Consider the following 17,554-nt stretch of genomic DNA (forward strand, 5'->3'; position numbering starts at 1 on the left):
GTACTGGAGTGAGCGATCCTCTGGGAACACTGACTCGCCGCCTCGCCACTCATACTTTCAAGCGCCCACCGGACAGTATCAGACTGTCCCGTGGGCGTTTTTCATTTCGAACGAGACCGCTAGGCTTAAGCGCCGAAACGGAATAGTTCCACCCGCGCCAAGGTGGCAGAGTTCGGCCTAACGCGTCCGCCTGCAGAGCGGATCATCGCCGGTTCAAATCCGGCCCTTGGCTCTCACACGTTCCCCTAAAGCCCAAGACGACTATGTCTTGGCACGTTTTCTCTCTGGTCTCGACTTCTTGGAGATCGGATAGTAGGATCACGCTGGCGACTAGCTCGTTTTGAAACTGAATTCTCGGAATATTCCGGACACACAAAGATTTATTCCGCCAGACGACCGTATCTCTGGTATGGACGACCCACGTACCGAACTAAAGGCAGATTCCGACGAGCGTCGGGACGCGCCGGAGTTCGACGACCTCGTCAGTCCGGAAGAACTCGTTTCCGGGGACCGTACTCGGGACGACTTCTTCGATGCCGTGCTCGGACTGGACAGTCCCGGGACTGCAAGTGAGGTCGCTGATCTTGCAGGACATGGGGTAGACGCTGCCCGTGAGTATTTAGCGTGGTTCGAACGCATGGGGATCGTCACGCAGGTCACCGACTCTCCCGCGACGTACGAACGGAATCAGGAGTACCTGAACTGGCGGCGTGTCCAGCAGCTCCGGAACCAGTACGACGACGACGACCTCCTCGCCTTCCTTGAAGACGCAGTGGAGCGTGATGAGTCGTTTGCGGAGGAGTTCGATGTCAAATCTCCGGACGCAGTAGCGATAGTTGCACACGCAACTGACACCGATCGTTCTGTCGAGGCAGTGTGGCGGGAGGTGTCAGCGTGGAAGACGACGCGCCGCCGAATTTCTCTCCTCGAACGGGCATTGCAGACTGACACGGACAGCGCTGCCGGGCAGCGCCCCGTCGCATAAGCGGCGGAAGGGACGACGTCAGCGGTGCACCGATCGACTTCGCCCGTCTGAATGTCGCCGCAGAGCGATTCGCTACCGACGATCGCTTCACTGAAATCGAAATTCAACCGGAATTCGCACCGGATCGCATCGTCTGTCGCTACGATCCCGGGTTCTATCCGCAGCGCGTACGGGGTGCTCGCCTTGAAATCGTGTGGTTCGAGAACGGGAACTTCTCGCTGCATTACCACGAAGTGCACGAGGATGGCACGTTTGACTACCGATGGGATCGGCATCACTCGGATCACAACACTCGTGATCACGTCCACCCGGGGCCTGACGCGCGAACACCTGGCGACGACACGTCACATCCGGAAGAATGGCGTGACGTGCTGTCGATGGTTCTCGGCGAGATCGACGATCGACAGCGGGCCTTCTGGACTGAGTAAGGTCATCGTTGATCTTCGAGGGCGTCGAGCGCACGTCGGAACTGCTCCTCGTTGATCCGCGGTTCGGACATCGCCTGTGCTTCGAGTGCGCCGGCGTATTGTTCGAATTTGCCGTCGCTTGGGTCCGCCGCGAGCACGCAGTCGACGTACCCATCGAGCGCAGAGCGCAAGGCTTTGGCGTAGTGATCGTATGCGGCGTCGATGCGGACGTGGTTGTCGTCGATTCCCTCGAACAGCGCACGGTAGACGGTCGCGGCCGCCCGGTAGTGCTCGCGCTCGCGGTACTGCTCGGCTAATTCAAAGAAGTGCGAGAAGTCGATGGCCTCCGTAACGACTGGATAGTGCTGTGTGTGCTGGTCGAACAGCTCCTCGATCTCGTCACGGTACGCTTCGGCCGACTTGCTGCCGTCGCCAAACCGTGCGAGGAACTGCTCACGCAGGTCTGGGTTCTCTGCGAGTACATCACGCACGAATGCGTGTAGATCGTCGGACGAGACATCTTCAATAACCCTTTCGACGCGTTCGTTCTCGTCTTGGGGCGGATCGGCGATGAGGTCCAGCAGCACCGCGACGACGTGCTTGCACTCGCCCGCACCCTCGTAGGGACACGTACACCGCGCATCGATGGTATGTTCGTCTAGATCGACGGTCACGTCGTACAGATTCGTCCCCCGAACCGCGGCTGTAACCACGTCACCAAACCGTTCGAGTCGCTGAACGCGCCCTTCGTCGCGGTAGTCCCGCCCGCGCTCGAACACCGCGTCGGTACAGGTCTCTTGAATTTTCGCGTTGTTGAGGTCTATGACTGGGGACGAGTATTTGATCTCGTTCTCGTCAGTTCGCGGTCTTATTCGTCTAGCAGTTCAGTGACGCTCTCGACGGGGGCGTAGTAGCCGCGTTCGTCCCGCCAGACCTCTAGCCATTCGTCCGCAGTTTCGCTGTCGATATGCTCGCGTTTGATGCCGAGGACGAGGAGGCCTATCGATCCAGTGACCGGCATATCCAGTTCCGTCGCAAGACGGCGTGCTGTGAGGTCATCAGTGGCGATCGTCCCGTCGCGTTCAACGGCTCCCCGCAACGCTTCCGTTTCTCCTGGATCAAGTCGCTCATGGAGGCTCACCTTTCCTATTTCGGGTGGAACGCCACTAACTTCCAGTCCTTCTTCGAACGCCTCAACGGCGCTGGTCAGATACTCGTGGCCGAAATCAACTCCCTGTTCGATTTCGTCACGGACTGCGGGTGTCACGACTGGTGCTTCGAGTATGTCGACGAGAAACTCGATCGAGTTCGTACTAGCGAAATTACTGATGACGGTCGCGTCGAGGAAAACCGGTTGCGGGTATCCGTCCGGCATCTATTCGTCGAGATCGAGTGCGACGTCGATCTCCCGCTGTAGCTGGTCGTCAGTTCGCGGCCCGTAGAGCGCCGTGAAGCCAGCGTCTTCCAGGACTTCTTCGAACTCCCACCGGGACAGTCCGGCCGCTTCGGCAGCACGTCCGAGCGAGAGGTCGCCGAGAACGTACCGACCCACCGCGGTCGCAAGTTCGTCGGAGGACTCACTACTGGAAGAGGCCATCGTACGTAGGTATCGGGTCTACCGACCTAATAATCTATCGTGGGATGGGGTCGCCCGTCGGCTCGCTGGGTTGCTATCCCCGTGGCAATCTAAGACAAAAACGTTGATTCATTCGTTATCTGGGGTGATTTGGCGATAATTCACCTGATGTGATGGTTTATTATACTTAAAATACTGCCTTAATTCGGGCCTTTGGCTCTCACACTAGTTTCATTGCCGACAGGAGCGGAATCCGGCACCACGATCGAATCACACCGCAAAGTAGGCAATACGGTTCTTGCGGTTGATGCAGAGAATTTCAGTCGGACGTAACGAAAATAATCGTTCAGCCGAGCGGAAGGCTGTCTTGCATCGGGTCGTCATCTACTCGGGATCCGTCAGGTGCGGTCTGTGGACGTCCGCGACGAGCACGTGCCATCCAGTGACTCCCTCAGTCGTCAGATTCGACGGGAATCTCGACGCCGCCGCCTGTCCTGCCGGCCCCCACGTCGGTCTCCACCGCTTCGGCGAGGTCCTCCAGTGCGAGCTCGACGTTGCGCTTGTTCGCCTTCCAGAATGCGTCGAAGACAGTACCGACGAAGGGGATAGATCCACCCGCCACGTCGATAGTGAGGTTGGCGAGCATCTTCACCAGCGTCGTGAAGGAGACGCCGAGATAGGCCGATTCGGCGACGATGTACAGGGAGAAGGCGCCACTCACCACGTCGCCAGCGACGGGGAGAGCTCCCAGAATCGGGTCGACACCGATGCGGACGCCGATGCCGGGGACGCGCACGCTCTCGTCGAGCACGTACGCGACCGTCTCCATCCGCTTGAGCGCGGCCGCGTCGATGCTCGCTGGTAGTTCACCATCGTAGTCGACGTCGAACCGCGATTCGAAGTCCGCGGACATAGACCCAATAGTTCGAGTGGGAGACGTAAAGTCTGCGTGGTGGACGTCGTACCGACGCGAGTGAGAGTGCAATCGTGAGTTGTGAGACTCTCGGTATGACCGCTCTATCGGCAGTGCGCAGCAGCCCAGGTCTGACGTGGCACTACTCTTCCCAACTCCCGATCACTACTCCGTACCACGCGACCGACGGCGCTTTGCCGAGGGAACTGTTGTCATCGCCGATAGTCTACAAAATAAAAAGGAGAACCCAACCCGAATACCGATAAGACCAGTAGAGAACCACGAAAATACCGGCTAAAGAGATATTGTGGCGTTTTCTCGATCACCGATCGCGGATTGAGAAAATTTAAAAATACGGGATAAATCTTAGCGAATAGGAATCTATCTCAGTGTTGATACGGACCAGATCCTACCGAAGGGTAACCGTGGGCTCGCGCTCACCCCTGTGGGGTAGCCGTCAGGTGGGAGACACGCTGCCGCCGCGGGTGGAAGAGCCCGAAGCGACCGCAGAATTAGCCGATCTCGAACGTGACGACCGCCCCCGGAGGTCTCCGGAGCGACCATCCAGATGATGACTTCCCAAGAGAAACGAGCCGAACCCCGCCATCGAGTAGCGCGGACGATACCGGCCGAGCGGGCGATCAGGGTGTTACTTGTCGCCGACACGGACGCCCTCGATCCCGTCTCGACGTATCTCGACGACGAGCACGGCTGTGACGTCGCCACCGCAACGACCGCCGACGCTGCCCTCCAGCAGATCGCGACAGCGCGTGTCGACTGCGTCGTGAGCGGGCACGCCGAGTCCGGTATCGACGGCCTCGCGCTCTTAGACGCCGTCAGGGACCGATCTCCGGAGCTCCCGTTCGTGCTGTTCGCGATCGACGGGTCCGACGAGGTCGCCAGGCGAGCGATCGAACGAGGCGCCGACGACTACCTCGACGGCGGGACCGACGAGGTCCACTACGAACTGCTGGCCAGACGCATCGAGGGCTGTGTCACGCTCGGCCGCCGGCAGCAGAAACTGGAGAACATCTACGAGGCGATCGGGCACGCCGGCCACGCGATGTTCGTCACCGATTCCGACGGGGTCATCACCAACGCCAACCCCACGATGGCGGAGATCTCCGGGTACTCCCAGGGCGAGATCCGGGGGGCGACCCCCTCCCTGTTCAAATCCGGGGAACACGACGAGGCCTTCTACCGGGACCTCTGGGAGACGATACTGAACGGCGAGGTCTGGGAGAGCGAGGTGATAAACGAGCACAAGCAGGGCCACCAGTACGTCATCGACCAGACCATCGCTCCATTCACGAACGGCGGCGAGATCGAGGGGTTCGTCGCGATCAATCGGGACATCACCGTCCGGAAGCGACGCGAGCGCAACCTCGCCTTTTTCGAGCAGGCCGTCGAACAGATGGGCTCCGGCATCGCCGCCTACGACGACACCGGAACGATCCGGTATGCAAACAGCGCGTACGCCGAGATGCTCGGAACGACGTCCGGAGACCTCGAAGGACGGCACGTCGCGAGCCTCAACCCCGAATTCGACGAAGACCGGTTCGACGAGTACTGGGGCTCCTTCGACCCCGGCGAAACCAGACGCCGGGAGACGCACCACAGGCGATTCGACGACGGCATCACGTTCCCTGTCGCCACGACGACGACGCACATCACCGCGGGCGGCGACGAGTATCACGTCGGGACGATCCAGGACATCACGGAACGGAAAGCGCGCGAGCAGGAGCTCAGGATGTTCCGCGAGGCCGTCGAACAGGCCGGCCACGCCGTCATCGTCACCGACACCGACGGCGTCATCCAGTATGTCAACCCCGCCTTCGAGGAGCTGAGCGGCTACAGCGCGGCGGAGGCCATCGGGCGAACGCCGGCCATCAACAAATCCGGCGAGCACGGGGATGATTTCTACGACGACCTCTGGGGGACGATCCTCGACGGGGAGGTCTGGACCGGCGAGATCGTCAACGAGCACAAGAACGGCGAGCGGTACGCCATCGACCAGACGGTCGCGCCGCTGACCGACGACGACGGCGAGATCACCCACTTCGTCGCGATCAACCGCGACATCTCCGAACTCAAAGAACAGCGTCGCGAACTCAAGCGGCAGAACGAACGGCTCGAAAAGTTCGGCCGGACCGTCGCCCACGATCTCCGGAACCCCCTGAACATCATCGACGCGCACCTCGATCAAGCGTCCCGGGTCGACGATCCCGCCGACGCCCACGAGCGGATGCAGACGGCGCTGGATCGGATGGGCGAACTCATCGAGGAGTTGCTCGCGCTGGCCGAACAGGGGAAGACGGTGCTGGACCCCGAACCGGCGGGGCTCGAGGCCGTCGCCACGAACGCCTGGGACCACGTCGACACCCGCCAGATGAGCCTCGAGGTGGCCGCCGACGCGACGTTCCTGATGGACGATTCCCGGACCGAACAGCTGCTTGAGAACCTCTACCGGAACGCGCGCGAACACGCTGGGGACGCCTCGACCGTTCGGGTGGGGATGCTCGAGGACGGCTTCTACGTCGAGGACGACGGGCCCGGAATCCCCGAAGCGGATCGCGACAGCGTCCTCGAATCGGGGTTCACCACCTCCGATGACGGAACCGGCTTCGGGCTCGCGATCGTGAGCCAGATCGCCGACGCCCACGACTGGACGGTCGCGGTCACCGAGGGGAAAAACGGCGGCGCGCGGTTCGTCTTCCGCGGCGTCGACGCCGGGTGAACGATCGACAGGGGTCGGTTCCCGCAGGTGCGGGACGACAAATAGCGAACGTGACGACCGCCCGTCCGTGCCGTTGTAACTGTCAGCCGGCGGTTGCGGCCGCGCAGTGAAAAACGCGGTCGGAAGACGACAGGACTCGGTTTCAGAGCGACTGGAACGCCGCCCGCGGCTCCTCCTCGATGAGATCATCGAGGGTTTCGTTGAGTTCCGACCGGAGCATCTCCATCCGGTCGACGAGCTGTTGATACTCCGCGCTGGCCGTGTGGTCGAACGAGTCCTGTGTCTCGAGGGTGGCCCGCTTGGAGGCGAGCTGGTAGAACTCCCGACTCTTCCGGTCGAGGTGGGCCTGCGAGACCAGGATGTCGATCTTCGCGAGTAACCCCTCACGATCGATTGGCTTGACGAGGTAATCGTCGAACGGCATCGTGATGATGTCTTCTTGGGGGGCGACCGCCGTCACCATCATCACCGGAACGGTGTACCCTCGCTTGCGGAGCCTGTCCAGCACCTCGCTGCCGGACATCCGCGGCATCCGGCGATCGAGCAGGACAACATCGACGTCGTCGTCCATCGTCGACAGTGCCGCCTCGCCGCCCTCCGCAATCTTCACCTCGTAATCTTCCTCGAGGAACGTGGCATAGATCTCCCGGAGCGCAGGCTCGTCGTCGACAACTAGAACCGTCGCCTGGCCGCCGTTGTTGCCCATACTCGAAAGTGTAATATATTCCTCTAAAAGCTACCGTCGGCGTTATCGATATTGATACCTCCCTCGTAGGATAAATCGACGATCGAATAAATCCCAGGACGACTTTCGAGCGGGGCGACGCGGAGCAAACAGTTTACTCTCGCAGTTGCGAGAGCGCGCAGAGCAGGTAGTCCGCCGACGCCGGTTGTGATCGCGCCGAGACGTACGCTCTGCCGACGCCACCCAAACTGTTAATCGGATCGGCAGCGACCCACGGCTGTGTCCCGATTTGTCATCTCCGATCACCATTTCGGCCACGCGAACATCATCGACTACTGTGACCGGCCGTTTTCCTCCCCCGGCGAGATGGACAGCGTGCTCCTCGATCGCCACTACGAGACGGTCGGCGCCGACGATCTCCTCGTGCATCTCGGCGACGTGGCGATGGATATGCGGGACGGCGAGGAGACGATCGACTACTTCCAGCGCCTCGATGGCGACCTCCTGGTCCGGGGGAACCACGACGTCGGACTGGATCCCGCTGACGCGCCGTTTCCGGTCCTGGATTCGTGCACGCTGGAACACGGTGAATTCCAGTTTTACTGCACCCACCGACCCGAGGACGTCCCCGACGACTGGGACGGGTGGGTCCTCCACGGCCACCACCACAACAACCGTCCCGAGGAGTATCCCTTCGTCGCTACCGACGCACAGCGGGTCAACGTCAGCAGCGAACTCCTGGAGTACCGGCCGCTGGCGCTCGATACGCTGACCACTCTCCTGCGGGAGTGTCCACCGGGGACCCGGCTCCGGGACGTCGCGGCCGCGCGGGAACACTTCGGGCTGTCGGGAACCTGATCCTGAGTCGTCGTCCCGGTTTTCCGCCCTCCGACATCGTAACTGAAAACGATAACCGTTATACGCTACGTGGTCAAACGCGGAGATATGCAACGACGCGCCGCGGCGATCTACGTCGCACTCTTCATCGTTATCGGTGCGGCCTCGTATTCCCTCATCGCGACCGCACAGACGCCGGAGGTGGAGTTCCAGAACCCGGAGTACGAACTCACGGCGGGTGACGAGTTCGGGGTCGGCGACCGGACGTACACGGTATCGAGCGCCTCGGACGGTTCGGGCGAACTCAGCTACACCGTCGAGTCCGCGGAGTACACCGCCGTCTGGGAGAACGATTCGACGGTGACCTACGACGGCGAGGAGTGGCGCGTACTCGTCGAGAACGGCGAGGACCCCTCGGCGTTCACGCTGCAAGAGGAGATCAACGAGACCGCGATCCTCCAGGAGGACCCCAACGCCAGCGGGGAGACGGTCGAACAGGACGGTGAACGGTACGTCGTGATCGACGGCTCCGAACTCGTCGCCGCCGACGAGTACTTCCCTGAACCCGAGACGCGGACGTACGCCGAGGGCGACTCCGTCGAGTACGAGGGCAACACCTCTACCGTCGATTCGGTGACGACCGCGGAGGTAACCCTGGCGTGGACGGCACCGCGGACGAACACGGTCAGCGTCGCCGGCGGGGAGAACGTCACGCTGAACGGCGAGACGTACTTCGCGCACTTCGCGGACGACTCGACGCTGCAACTGACGCAGAACTTCGAGCGCTACAACGCACAGACCGACGATATCGACCGCTTTACCACCTACAAGAACGGCCTCTGGGGTGTGAGCATCGTCTCCTTCCTCACGGCGGTCTTTATGATCGGCTTCGCGTATCTCCCCTCGCGGTACTGACGACGTCGACGGGGCCCGTGTTTTGGGGACTCGGTCGCGTTGGTTGTTTTGTCTGTCCGGTTCGCTTGGTCGCGTTGGTTGTTTGTTCATCCGGTTTGCTCGGTCCGCCGCTTGCTCGCTCCGCGAGCGCTGTCGCCGCGCTGCGGTCCTGGCTGGAGGCTGAGGTGACATCAGTTTGACATCCTCCCACGGCTTCAGCCGTGGGATTCCTCCGGTGGGGATGGTGGCTATGCCGTTCCCACGGAGGCAAGTTTCCCGTCGCTGGTACTCCGGTTTGTGCGCTTCTCGTTGGGACTTGCCTTCTCGGGAGAGTGTGGTAGCTCCGACCAGTTGTGGTCGTCCCACTTGAGACGCACGGGCCGTGCCATCGACCCAACGTGTTCGCCAGCCTGTCGTTCGAGGAACGTGCGAGACGCGCACAGGTCGGCGTGGGCTTCGTGACCGCACGGACACCGGAATAGATCGCCGTCCCGGTCGGTATTCTTTTGTTCGCCACACGCCGGGCACGTTCGCGTTGTGTTGGCTTCTGATCGCACCTCGACCGTGATGCCGTACTCCTCGGCGGTGTGTGATAGGCGCTCGATGAACGCCCGGAACGCCCAGAATTGATGCGTCTTTGCGTTCACCTCGGCGCTCCAGTGCGTCGAGAGAACGTCCGTGAGGTCGCCCACATACACCGTAGCGACCCCCTCGGCGTACAGCCGCTCTATCAGGTCCCGAACAAGTGCATCCTGTGCGTGGTCGCGCCGTCGCGTCCGTGTGCGATACAGCCGCCGTATTCGGTGACTGCTGTATTGTCCCTCGCGGAGTTTGGACTGGAGACGGGCGATTTCCTCGGTCGTCTCGCGGAAGCGGGCGAACAGGTCGCGGCCTTCGTAGAGGTACTGCTGGCCGGTCGTAGTCGTACAAGCGACGAGATTGTTCGCGCCCACGTCCAGCGCGGCTTCGTGAGAAGCCAGTGGTGAATCCTGCCGAGAATCGGGGGCGGTGACAGGCTGAAAGGCCCTGAACGTGTCGTCCGTCTCGTCGTACTGTATCTCCAAGCGGCCCTGTTCGCCACTCCACTTCGGGTCGCCAGCGACTTCGAGGCGGAGCCGATCGTGATATCCAAGCCCGTACTCGTCTTTCAGGGCTTGTCCGACTGGTATCTCGACTCGTGACCGCTCGCCGGTTTCCAGCGTGTACTGGTCGTTTCGGATGAGCGTGCGGAGTTCCCTGCCGTCGTCCTCGTTGCCCCAGTAGCCCGGTGGGGCGGTGTCCTCGCCGTTCTTGCGGGCGGCGAAGAACGATTGCCACGCCGATTTGTTCTTCCGAATTATCTGTTGTGCGGTGGCAGAACCGAGAACATCGACGTACTGTTTCCGGTAGTCGGCGGTGTCCCACACGCTTTCACCGTCGAAGAACTGCTGGCGACGTTCGTAGTTCAGTTCGTTCCACAGGCTCGCAGAGGCGTCCAACTGGTCTAGCAGTAGCCGCTCGTCGTTGTCGGAAAGCGGGCGTACCGCGAACGTGTTGGTTCGCCTCACGACACCAACTTCTATGGTCTTGTGGTCCTAAAGTCTTGTCGCTGATGCGTCCGAACGTGGATATTCCGTGGTCGCTCCACGGACAGGTGAAAGAGTGGGCCGAAGAAACCGATCGAACTCTCACAGAAGCGTACATCGAGTTAGTGAAAACCGGACTCGACAACGTGGAACATCCAGACGAGTCGTAGCGCGTGGACTGTCGGGCCGTGTTGTCGCTCGGACCCACCCGTGAACGGATGGGCTTCCTCTCGCTACGTGTCACTCCGATACTTATGCCGCCGGCGACCGTACTGCCCCTATGAGCGACGAGACGCCCGTCACTGCGGACCGACCCGACAGCCCGATCACGACGACCGGGACCGACCACATCACGATCTGGGGGAGCAACGAGGCGGATACGATCGCGTTCTACCGCGACCTCCTCGGGATGCCGCTTGTGCTCAGACAGCCGAACCTCGACGATCCCTCCCAGACACACCTGTTTTTCGACACGGGCGACGGCCGCATCCTGACGGTGTTCGTCGGCGAGCGGGAGTCCCACCGCGGGCGGCAGCGCGGCGGCACCGGCTCTGTCCATCACCTCTGTTTCAGCGTCGCGCCCGAGGACTTCGAGGACGTCGCCGCCGCACTCGACGACAACGGCCGCAGCTACAACGTCTTCGACCGGGGGATCTTCTTCTCTTTGTACACCCACGACAACAACGGCCTGGTGATCGAACTCTCCACCGACAAGTACGACATCCCCGACGACCGCCGCGGCGAAGTGCTGGCGAAGGCGCAGGAACTGCGCGTCGCCGACGGGGAAGACTACGCCAAGGACGAACACCTCGCGGCCGCCCTCGAGGAACTCGGCCTCGATGCGGATCCCCACGACCTCCCTGACGCTGCCTCCGGCGTCGGCGGCGTGCAGTGAGGCAGGCTGTTAGACCCGGAGCGGAAGCGAAATGCTCCTGAGGTTCTATGGCCCGGCTTACACTTCGACGAGCACCTTGATCGCCTCTCGCTCGTCCATCGCGCGGTAGCCCTCGGCGACGTTCTCCAAGTCGACGGTCTTTGTGAACACCGGCGCGGGATCGAGCGTCCCCTGGAGGATGTCCGCCAGCAACTCCTCCGCGTAGGCGCGGACGGGCGCGACGCCGCCGCGGAGCGTGATGTTGTCGCCGAAGAAGGAAAAGAGGTCCAGCCCGCCGTCCAGGCCGTGAGGGACGCCGACGTAGCCGACGGTGCCGCCCGGTCGACAGACCGCCGCGGCCGTCTCCATCGACGAGGCGACGCCGACGCACTCGGCGACGTGCTCGGCCCCGCCGCCGGTCAGTTCGCGGACCCGCTCGATCCCCGCCTCGCCGCGCTCGGCGACGATGTCGGTCGCCCCGAACTCCGCGGCCAGTTCGAGGCGGTCCTCGTGGTGGCCGACAGCCACAATCTGCTTGGCACCGAGACGGCGCGCCGCGAGCACCGCACAGAGGCCGACGGCGCCGTCGCCGACGACGACGCAGGTGTCGCCGGGGCCGACGCCCGCGCTGACGACGGCGTGGTGGCCCGTCCCCATCACGTCCGTCAGCGGGAGTATCGAGCGGAGCGCGTCCTCGTCGTCGGCGTAGCGATCGGGGACGCGGACGAGCGTCCCGTCGGCGTGGGGACAGCGGATCACCTCGCCCTGTGCGCCGCCGTTGTCGCCGCCCCAGCCCTCGCCGTTCACACACGAGGTGTGCAGCCCAGTCCGGCAGAACTCACAGCGCCCGCAGCTGATCTTGAACGGCGCGAACACGCGGTCCCCCGGTTCGACCGAGCGGACGTCCTCGCCGACGGCCTCGACGATACCCATCGGCTCGTGACCGACCGTCGAGCCGAGGTCGCGGTCGCTTTCGCCGCGGTAAAACCAGAGGTCCGAGCCACAGACCGCGGTGTGGGTCACGCGAACGACCGCGTCCGTCGACGACGCAAGTTCCGGCTCCGGCAGGTCCTCGACCCGAATGTCGCGGGGGCCGTGATAGACTGCTGCGCGCATACTCCTACGGCGGTTCGACGTGCAGAAAAACCCGCGGGAAACGCTTAACTGGGCGTATCTATATAAGATATATAGTGAAATTACTAGTATATATCTACGGGATTTCCCGTGACTTACTGCGACCGGTAGGTGATGAGGATGGCGATCGGCCCTGAGAGCCTCCTCGTCGACGACACCATCTTCCGCCTCTTCGTCGCGGGAGCGCTGGGTATGCTTCTCGGTCTCGAACGGGAGTGGTCCAACAAATCAGCCGGGATTCGGACGTTCACGCTGACGAGTCTCGTCGGCGTGGCGGCGGCCACAGTCGAAGAACCGATTCTGCTGGCGCTCGGCGGGGTGTTGGTACTCGTTCAGGGACTTCTCCTCGGTGCCCGCGGGGTCTTGGTCGACGCCCAACTCTACGACGAGGAGTCGGAGGGCGGGCCGGGTCTCGCCCTCACGACTTCGACGTCGCTTCTCGTGGCCTACGTGGTCGGCGTCCTCGTCGGCTTAGAGTACGTCCTGGTCGGCGTCGTGATCGCGATCACGTCGTCGTTTCTCCTGGTGTTGCGCCGGGAGCTCCACGAGTTCGCGAGCCAGCTTTCCCACCAGGAGGTCCGTGGGGCGGCGGAGTTCGCCATCATCGCGTTCGTGGTCTTTCCGCTGCTCCCGCAGGGGACGTACGGGCCCTGGGACGCGATCGATCCCCGGCTCATCTGGATGCTGGTGATCGCCGTCAGCGGGATCGGCTTTGCGAACTACGCGATTATGCAGCGGTACGGCGGCCGCGGGATGCTCATCACGGGCTTTTTCGGCGGCCTCGTCAACTCCACGGCGGTGATCGGCGAGATCGCAAACCGGGCGAAGGCAAACACCGGCATCCTGGATCTCGCGGTGGCGACGATCCTCGTCGCCGACGCCGCGATGGCCGTCCGGAACCTCGTGATCGTCGTCGCGTTCGTTCCCGAGTCGGCGCTCAGCGTCGGCCTCCCGCTCGGCCTCATCGCCGTCGGTGGCGTGGGGCTGGCGGCCTACGAGCGCAACTGGACCGGCGAGATCGATCTCGACCTCGAGTCGCCGTTCAGCAGCAAGAACGCCCTGACCTTCGGGGGCCTGTTTGTGATCGTGCTCCTCGCGACGGCGGGCGCCCAAGAGATGTTCGGAACCGCCGGCTTCCTGGCAACGAGTTTCCTCAGTGGCCTCCTCTCCAGCGGCACCACGACGACGACGGCCGTCTCGCTTGCGAGTACCGGGCAGATCACCCCCGACGTCGCCGCCCAGGGTGTCCTGGCCGGAACCCTCGCGAGTATTATCGTAAAAGTCTGGCTCGCTGTCGGGATCAACCGATCCCTGTTCGGCCCGGTAGTCGTGCGCGCGGCGTATCTCGCCTTACTCGGTGTCGCCGGCGTGGGTGCCGTCCAACTGCTCTGAAATAGTTGCAGCCGACGGTATCAGTATCACTCCTCGCCGGCGTCGACGACCTTGTAGCTGATGTTCTCCTCGCGGAGGTTGTCGGTGTGCGCCGAGAGCGCGTCCGCGGTGGCCAAAAGCAGCACGTCGAGTCCCTTGGCGGCCACCTCTTCGACGGCCGCGGCGGTGCCGAACCGGATGTCGGGTTCGAGTCCCACGGCCCGGACGGCGACGAGCGCCTCGACCCCGCTGACCGCGATCAGATCGTGACGTTCGGCCATCCCGCCGAGGTCCTCGGATTCGACCGCCCGACTGCCGCCGTTCTGGACGCGCGGCACCGAGACGACGGTCACCGTCCCCAGTTCGTAATCGAGGACGCCCTGGAAGTCGGTGACGCCGACGTCCCGGCCCGCCTCTGCGTCCGAGACTGCGACCGCGGTCGCCGTCCCGCTCTCGCCGGCGATCGCCCGGAGCACGCCGTCCTGCATCGCCAGGCTGACCGTCTCGCCCTCCTCGATCGCCGTCGTGGCGATCGCCGTCTCGACGTCGACCTGGCCGATCACGTCCTCGGAGACGTGCTGGACGAACGCGCGCAACTCGTCGGTCTGTGAGATAAGCCAGTCGACGCCCTCCTTCGTGACCTCGTAGCGCCCCCGACCGTGTTTCTCGACGTACCCTTCCTCGTCCAGTTGCCGGAGGTAGTCGCTGACAGCCTGGGCGGTGATCCCGATCGCGTCGGCGATCTCCTGTTGGTTCACCGCTGGCTGCCGTTCGGCGATCTCCACGAGAATCTGATACCGCGTGGCGTTCCGCTTGCTCCGGAGCACGCCGAACTCGTCGGCCGCCTCCGTGTTCTTCGCCATCATCGGTGTTCCGGCGCTCGTCGGGAAATACCTTTTGTCGAATGCGGGTTGAGTTGGGTGAACGCCCCGAAATAGTTGAATTTGAACAAGTGGAGTTGTACCGAGCGGGTGTGCGGCGGCCACTCGGTTCGAGCAGACTCATAATGGTTACTCTCACTTTTCACCGCCGAGCGTCACCCCCGGTGGCTGCGCTCGGCGGGAAGAGACGAGAGTAATCAGTATCACTCGCCGCGACAGACCGCCGCGAGGTCACAGTCCTCGATCACGATGCCGTCGACGCCCCGGGCTCGCAGCGCACGCACCTCGGATTCGGTTTCGGCGGTCCAGGCGTTGACCGCGAGACCGCGGGCGTGGGCGTCGCCGACGACGTCGGTTTCAAGAGAGAGCGCGACCTCGGGGTGGACGTAGCGACACCCGAGGTCGACGGCGGTGTCGAGCGCGTCGTCGACGGCGAAGTCCGCCGGGTCGTCCGCGGCGAACAGATACGCCAGCGCCGTCGCGCCGGTGTCCCCTGCGACGGCGAGGTCCTCGGGGTGGAACGACGAGAGGATCACGTCGTGGCCGTACTGGTCGGCGATCGCGATCGTATCCCGGGCGAGGTCTCGCCCCTTCAGTTCGAGGTTCAGCCCCACCGTCGGCGGGACCGTCTCGAACAGTTCGGCCAGTCGCGGGATCGACTCCCCGCTTTCGAGGATCGAGACTTCCCGGAGTTCGGCGAGCGACAGCGACTCGATAGCGCCGGTCCCGTCGGTCACCCGGTCCAGCGTCTCGTCGTGAAAGACCACCAGTTCGCCCGTACCGCACCGACGAACGTCGGTCTCGATCATATCCACCACGCGTGCGGACTCCCGGAACGCATAGCGGGTGTTCTCGGGGTACTGCGCCAGACAGCCCCGGTGGGCGATCACGTGCACTGTGGGTCACTGCTCCGTCGATGGTGTCCCTTGCGGTCGCTTTTCGAGTGGGCCCGTCCGTCGGCAGCCTTCGCCAGCGCCGTTTCACCCTCTCTTGCGTGGCGTCCGGTCGTCTCTCCCGGCATCACGGCTGTCAGAGTCGTCGATCGAACAAAAGACTTCACACCCGAACAGCCCGGAAAATCGACGGGCACTGCGGATTAGCGCACCTTCCGGCGCAGGTACGCCGAGACGACCTCGCTGATGACGACGATCACGAGGATCGCAAGCAGGATCGTCAGCACCTGTTGCCACGCGAAGAAGTTGATTGAGGTGTTGAGTTCGACGCCGATGCCGCCGGCGCCCACGAAGCCGATGATCGTCGAGGCGCGCACGTTGATGTCCCACCGGTACGTTGAGACGCCGATGAACGCGGGCTTGATCTGCGGCGCGATGCCGTAGATCGCCGCCTCGACGGAGTTCGCCCCGGTCGCCTTGACGGCTTCCACCTGTCCCGGGTCGATCTCCTCGATCGCCTCGGCGATGAGCTTCGAACAGAATCCGATCGAGCGCACCGCGATGGCGAGCGTCCCGGCCAGCGCACCTGACCCGAAGACGATGACGAACACGAGCGCCCAGATGATCACGTTCACCGAGCGCGACGCCGAGATGATGAACTTCCCGAGCAGGAACGTGTACCTGTTCGGCGTGGTGTTGTCGGCGCCGAGCAGCGCCACCGGCACGGACATCAACACCGCAAGCGCCGTCCCGAGGATCGCGATGTGGATCGTCTCGATCATCGGCGACAGGATCTGCTCGCTGTAGCCGACGTTCGGCGGATACATCCGGTTGATCAGATCCATAAACTCCACCGGCGCGGTGCCGAGGTAGCTGTAGTTGATCTGCAACAACTGCCAGGAGATCGCGGCGGCAACGATGGTCAGAAGTATCAACACGTACCGCGTGAATCGCTCCCGCGGCGTCCGTCGCTCCCAGGTCTGGTAGTCGGTCATTGTATCCGCCCCCGGACGTAGGTGCTGATGAGTTCACCGATCATGACGATCACGATGATCGCGAGAATGATCGTCAGGAAGAAGTCGTAGTCGTACTTGTCGAAGGAGTTCAGAAGCGTCGCACCGATGCCGCCGGCGCCGACGATGCCGACGATCGTGCTGTGACGGATGTTGATGTCCCACCGGTAGATCGTCAGGCCGATGATCCGCGGCATCACCTGCGGGAGGACGCCGAACAGCATCGTCTGGGTCTGGTTGGCCCCGGTGGCCTCGGTCGCTTCCATCTGCCCGGCGTCGATGTCCTCGATCTCCTCGGCGAGCAGTTTCGCGAAGAAGCCGATCGTCTTGTACGACAGCGCGATCACGCCGGCGAGCGCGCCGATGCCGACGGCCTTGACCGCGATGATCGCGATGATGAGTTCGTGGAACGACCGTGAGACGGTGATGATCCCCCGGCCGACCCAGTACACCGGTCGCGGAGCGATGTTCTCGGCGGACATGAACGCGACGGGGATCGAGAGGATCACGCCGACGATCGTCGCGATGACCGACATCGCAAGACTCTCGATCAGTCCCTCGATCAGCAGGTCGGTCTTGAACGGCGTGAACTCCGGCGGGACCATCCCCTGGACGAGTCCGATCGCGGAGTCCCAGCCGCTCACTACCCGGGCAAAGGAGATCCGCATGTTCCAGGCGCTCCACAGCAGGAACACTGCGATGAAGATGTACACTGCCCACTTCACGTAGTGGTTGTAGAACGCCGTCGGGCGCTGCCACGTCCGCCGTTCGGGTTGTTCAGTCGCCATC

At 63.0% G+C, this 17,554-nt stretch carries 20 protein-coding genes and 1 tRNA gene; 9 read left to right on the forward strand and 12 right to left on the reverse strand.

Going from position 1 to position 17,554, the window contains the following annotated elements; all coding sequences use genetic code 11:
* Positions 1-156 precede the first annotated feature (156 nt).
* The 3 genes from RJT48_RS18255 to RJT48_RS20675 all read left to right on the forward strand — a co-directional run bounded on the left by RJT48_RS18255 (position 157) and on the right by RJT48_RS20675 (position 1,413).
* Positions 157-232, forward strand: a tRNA-Cys gene (locus tag RJT48_RS18255).
* Positions 233-409: 177 nt separating this feature from the next.
* Entirely contained in the window at positions 410-985 is a 576-nt protein-coding gene (locus RJT48_RS18260; protein WP_311173792.1) for a DUF7342 family protein, read from the forward strand.
* A complete protein-coding gene (locus RJT48_RS20675) occupies positions 982-1,413 on the forward strand; it encodes a toxin-antitoxin system TumE family protein (protein ID WP_345784768.1) in 432 nt (143 codons plus the stop codon). Before RJT48_RS18260 ends, RJT48_RS20675 begins: the two co-directional genes overlap by 4 nt.
* 2 nt (positions 1,414-1,415) lie before the next feature.
* Here the strand turns inward: RJT48_RS20675 and RJT48_RS18265 are convergent, their stop codons facing one another.
* The 4 genes from RJT48_RS18265 to RJT48_RS18280 all read right to left on the reverse strand — a co-directional run bounded on the left by RJT48_RS18265 (position 1,416) and on the right by RJT48_RS18280 (position 3,881).
* Positions 1,416-2,171, reverse strand: a complete 756-nt coding sequence (locus tag RJT48_RS18265) for an SWIM zinc finger family protein (RefSeq protein ID WP_311173793.1) — start codon at positions 2,169-2,171, stop codon at positions 1,416-1,418.
* 89 nt (positions 2,172-2,260) lie between these two features.
* Complete coding sequence (locus RJT48_RS18270; protein ID WP_486617183.1) at positions 2,261-2,767, reverse strand: PIN domain-containing protein; 507 nt, start codon at positions 2,765-2,767, stop codon at positions 2,261-2,263.
* On the reverse strand, positions 2,768-2,989 hold the full coding sequence (locus tag RJT48_RS18275) for a UPF0175 family protein (RefSeq protein ID WP_311173795.1): 222 nt from the start codon (positions 2,987-2,989) through the stop codon (positions 2,768-2,770).
* Between the two features lie 430 nt (positions 2,990-3,419).
* Positions 3,420-3,881: a DUF4112 domain-containing protein gene (locus RJT48_RS18280; protein ID WP_311173796.1), complete on the reverse strand. Its 462-nt coding sequence runs from the start codon at positions 3,879-3,881 to the stop codon at positions 3,420-3,422.
* Positions 3,882-4,452: 571 nt separating this feature from the next.
* On the opposite strand from RJT48_RS18280, the gene RJT48_RS18285 reads away from it, so the two are divergent.
* Positions 4,453-6,618: a hybrid sensor histidine kinase/response regulator gene (locus RJT48_RS18285; RefSeq protein ID WP_311173797.1), complete on the forward strand. Its 2,166-nt coding sequence runs from the start codon at positions 4,453-4,455 to the stop codon at positions 6,616-6,618.
* A 142-nt stretch (positions 6,619-6,760) separates the two neighbouring features.
* On the opposite strand, the gene RJT48_RS18290 is transcribed toward RJT48_RS18285, so the two are convergent.
* Positions 6,761-7,324, reverse strand: a complete 564-nt coding sequence (locus RJT48_RS18290; RefSeq protein ID WP_311173798.1) for a response regulator — start codon at positions 7,322-7,324, stop codon at positions 6,761-6,763.
* Between the two features lie 258 nt (positions 7,325-7,582).
* On the opposite strand from RJT48_RS18290, the gene RJT48_RS18295 reads away from it, so the two are divergent.
* Entirely contained in the window at positions 7,583-8,161 is a 579-nt protein-coding gene (locus RJT48_RS18295; RefSeq protein WP_311173799.1) for a metallophosphoesterase family protein, read from the forward strand.
* A gap of 87 nt (positions 8,162-8,248) precedes the next feature.
* On the forward strand, positions 8,249-9,055 hold the full coding sequence (locus tag RJT48_RS18300; RefSeq protein ID WP_311173800.1) for a hypothetical protein: 807 nt from the start codon (positions 8,249-8,251) through the stop codon (positions 9,053-9,055).
* A 227-nt stretch (positions 9,056-9,282) separates the two neighbouring features.
* Here RJT48_RS18300 and RJT48_RS18305 read toward each other — a convergent pair whose 3' ends face one another.
* Positions 9,283-10,581 carry an RNA-guided endonuclease InsQ/TnpB family protein gene (locus tag RJT48_RS18305; RefSeq protein WP_311173801.1) on the reverse strand — a complete coding sequence of 433 codons (1,299 nt, stop codon included), beginning with the start codon at positions 10,579-10,581 and terminating at the stop codon, positions 9,283-9,285.
* A gap of 44 nt (positions 10,582-10,625) precedes the next feature.
* On the opposite strand from RJT48_RS18305, the gene RJT48_RS18310 reads away from it, so the two are divergent.
* Both RJT48_RS18310 and RJT48_RS18315 read left to right on the forward strand, forming a co-directional pair.
* Positions 10,626-10,769 (forward strand): hypothetical protein, encoded by a 144-nt coding sequence (locus RJT48_RS18310; RefSeq protein WP_311173802.1) that lies wholly within the window; start codon positions 10,626-10,628, stop codon positions 10,767-10,769.
* Between the two features lie 110 nt (positions 10,770-10,879).
* A complete protein-coding gene (locus RJT48_RS18315) occupies positions 10,880-11,494 on the forward strand; it encodes a VOC family protein (protein ID WP_311173803.1) in 615 nt (204 codons plus the stop codon).
* Between the two features lie 57 nt (positions 11,495-11,551).
* Here RJT48_RS18315 and RJT48_RS18320 read toward each other — a convergent pair whose 3' ends face one another.
* The gene (locus tag RJT48_RS18320) at positions 11,552-12,589 is read right to left on the reverse strand and encodes a zinc-dependent alcohol dehydrogenase family protein (protein ID WP_311173804.1); all 1,038 of its coding nucleotides are present in this window, start codon (positions 12,587-12,589) and stop codon (positions 11,552-11,554) included.
* Between the two features lie 138 nt (positions 12,590-12,727).
* Here RJT48_RS18320 and RJT48_RS18325 point away from each other — a divergent pair, with 138 nt between their 5' ends.
* The gene (locus RJT48_RS18325) at positions 12,728-13,999 is read left to right on the forward strand and encodes an MgtC/SapB family protein (RefSeq protein ID WP_311173925.1); all 1,272 of its coding nucleotides are present in this window, start codon (positions 12,728-12,730) and stop codon (positions 13,997-13,999) included.
* Positions 14,000-14,025: 26 nt separating this feature from the next.
* Here the strand turns inward: RJT48_RS18325 and RJT48_RS18330 are convergent, their stop codons facing one another.
* From RJT48_RS18330 to phnE (RJT48_RS18350), 5 genes are all read right to left on the reverse strand, one after another.
* Positions 14,026-14,841, reverse strand: coding sequence for a DUF7839 domain-containing protein (locus tag RJT48_RS18330; protein WP_311173805.1), 816 nt, complete (start codon positions 14,839-14,841; stop codon positions 14,026-14,028).
* A 221-nt stretch (positions 14,842-15,062) separates the two neighbouring features.
* On the reverse strand, positions 15,063-15,749 hold the full coding sequence (locus RJT48_RS18335; RefSeq protein WP_311173806.1) for a glycerophosphodiester phosphodiesterase: 687 nt from the start codon (positions 15,747-15,749) through the stop codon (positions 15,063-15,065).
* Complete coding sequence (locus RJT48_RS18340) at positions 15,746-15,880, reverse strand: hypothetical protein (RefSeq protein WP_311173807.1); 135 nt, start codon at positions 15,878-15,880, stop codon at positions 15,746-15,748. Before RJT48_RS18340 ends, RJT48_RS18335 begins: the two co-directional genes overlap by 4 nt.
* A gap of 75 nt (positions 15,881-15,955) precedes the next feature.
* On the reverse strand, positions 15,956-16,747 hold the full coding sequence (phnE, locus tag RJT48_RS18345; RefSeq protein WP_311173808.1) for a phosphonate ABC transporter, permease protein PhnE: 792 nt from the start codon (positions 16,745-16,747) through the stop codon (positions 15,956-15,958).
* Positions 16,744-17,553, reverse strand: a complete 810-nt coding sequence (gene phnE, locus RJT48_RS18350) for a phosphonate ABC transporter, permease protein PhnE (RefSeq protein ID WP_311173809.1) — start codon at positions 17,551-17,553, stop codon at positions 16,744-16,746. Before phnE (RJT48_RS18350) ends, phnE (RJT48_RS18345) begins: the two co-directional genes overlap by 4 nt.
* Position 17,554: the final 1 nt, after the last annotated feature.

Origin of the sequence: Halobellus ordinarius (genome assembly GCF_031823395.1) — an archaeon.
GTDB classification, from domain to species: Archaea; Halobacteriota; Halobacteria; order Halobacteriales; family Haloferacaceae; genus Haloquadratum; species Haloquadratum ordinarius.

Excerpts from the sequence above, each read along its gene's own strand:
- RJT48_RS18260 (WP_311173792.1), top strand. The coding sequence starts at position 410 with ATGGACGACCCACGTACCGAACTAAAGGCAGATTCCGACGAGCGTCGG.
- RJT48_RS18270 (WP_486617183.1), bottom strand. The coding sequence starts at position 2,767 with ATGCCGGACGGATACCCGCAACCGGTTTTCCTCGACGCGACCGTCATC.
- RJT48_RS18275 (WP_311173795.1), bottom strand. The coding sequence starts at position 2,989 with ATGGCCTCTTCCAGTAGTGAGTCCTCCGACGAACTTGCGACCGCGGTG.
- RJT48_RS18280 (WP_311173796.1), bottom strand. The coding sequence starts at position 3,881 with ATGTCCGCGGACTTCGAATCGCGGTTCGACGTCGACTACGATGGTGAA.
- RJT48_RS18285 (WP_311173797.1), top strand. The coding sequence starts at position 4,453 with ATGACTTCCCAAGAGAAACGAGCCGAACCCCGCCATCGAGTAGCGCGG.
- RJT48_RS18290 (WP_311173798.1), bottom strand. The coding sequence starts at position 7,324 with ATGGGCAACAACGGCGGCCAGGCGACGGTTCTAGTTGTCGACGACGAG.
- RJT48_RS18300 (WP_311173800.1), top strand. The coding sequence starts at position 8,249 with ATGCAACGACGCGCCGCGGCGATCTACGTCGCACTCTTCATCGTTATC.
- RJT48_RS18310 (WP_311173802.1), top strand. The coding sequence starts at position 10,626 with ATGCGTCCGAACGTGGATATTCCGTGGTCGCTCCACGGACAGGTGAAA.
- RJT48_RS18315 (WP_311173803.1), top strand. The coding sequence starts at position 10,880 with ATGAGCGACGAGACGCCCGTCACTGCGGACCGACCCGACAGCCCGATC.
- RJT48_RS18320 (WP_311173804.1), bottom strand. The coding sequence starts at position 12,589 with ATGCGCGCAGCAGTCTATCACGGCCCCCGCGACATTCGGGTCGAGGAC.
- RJT48_RS18325 (WP_311173925.1), top strand. The coding sequence starts at position 12,728 with ATGGCGATCGGCCCTGAGAGCCTCCTCGTCGACGACACCATCTTCCGC.
- RJT48_RS18330 (WP_311173805.1), bottom strand. The coding sequence starts at position 14,841 with ATGGCGAAGAACACGGAGGCGGCCGACGAGTTCGGCGTGCTCCGGAGC.
- RJT48_RS18340 (WP_311173807.1), bottom strand. The coding sequence starts at position 15,880 with ATGCCGGGAGAGACGACCGGACGCCACGCAAGAGAGGGTGAAACGGCG.
- phnE (WP_311173808.1), bottom strand. The coding sequence starts at position 16,747 with ATGACCGACTACCAGACCTGGGAGCGACGGACGCCGCGGGAGCGATTC.
- phnE (WP_311173809.1), bottom strand. The coding sequence starts at position 17,553 with ATGGCGACTGAACAACCCGAACGGCGGACGTGGCAGCGCCCGACGGCG.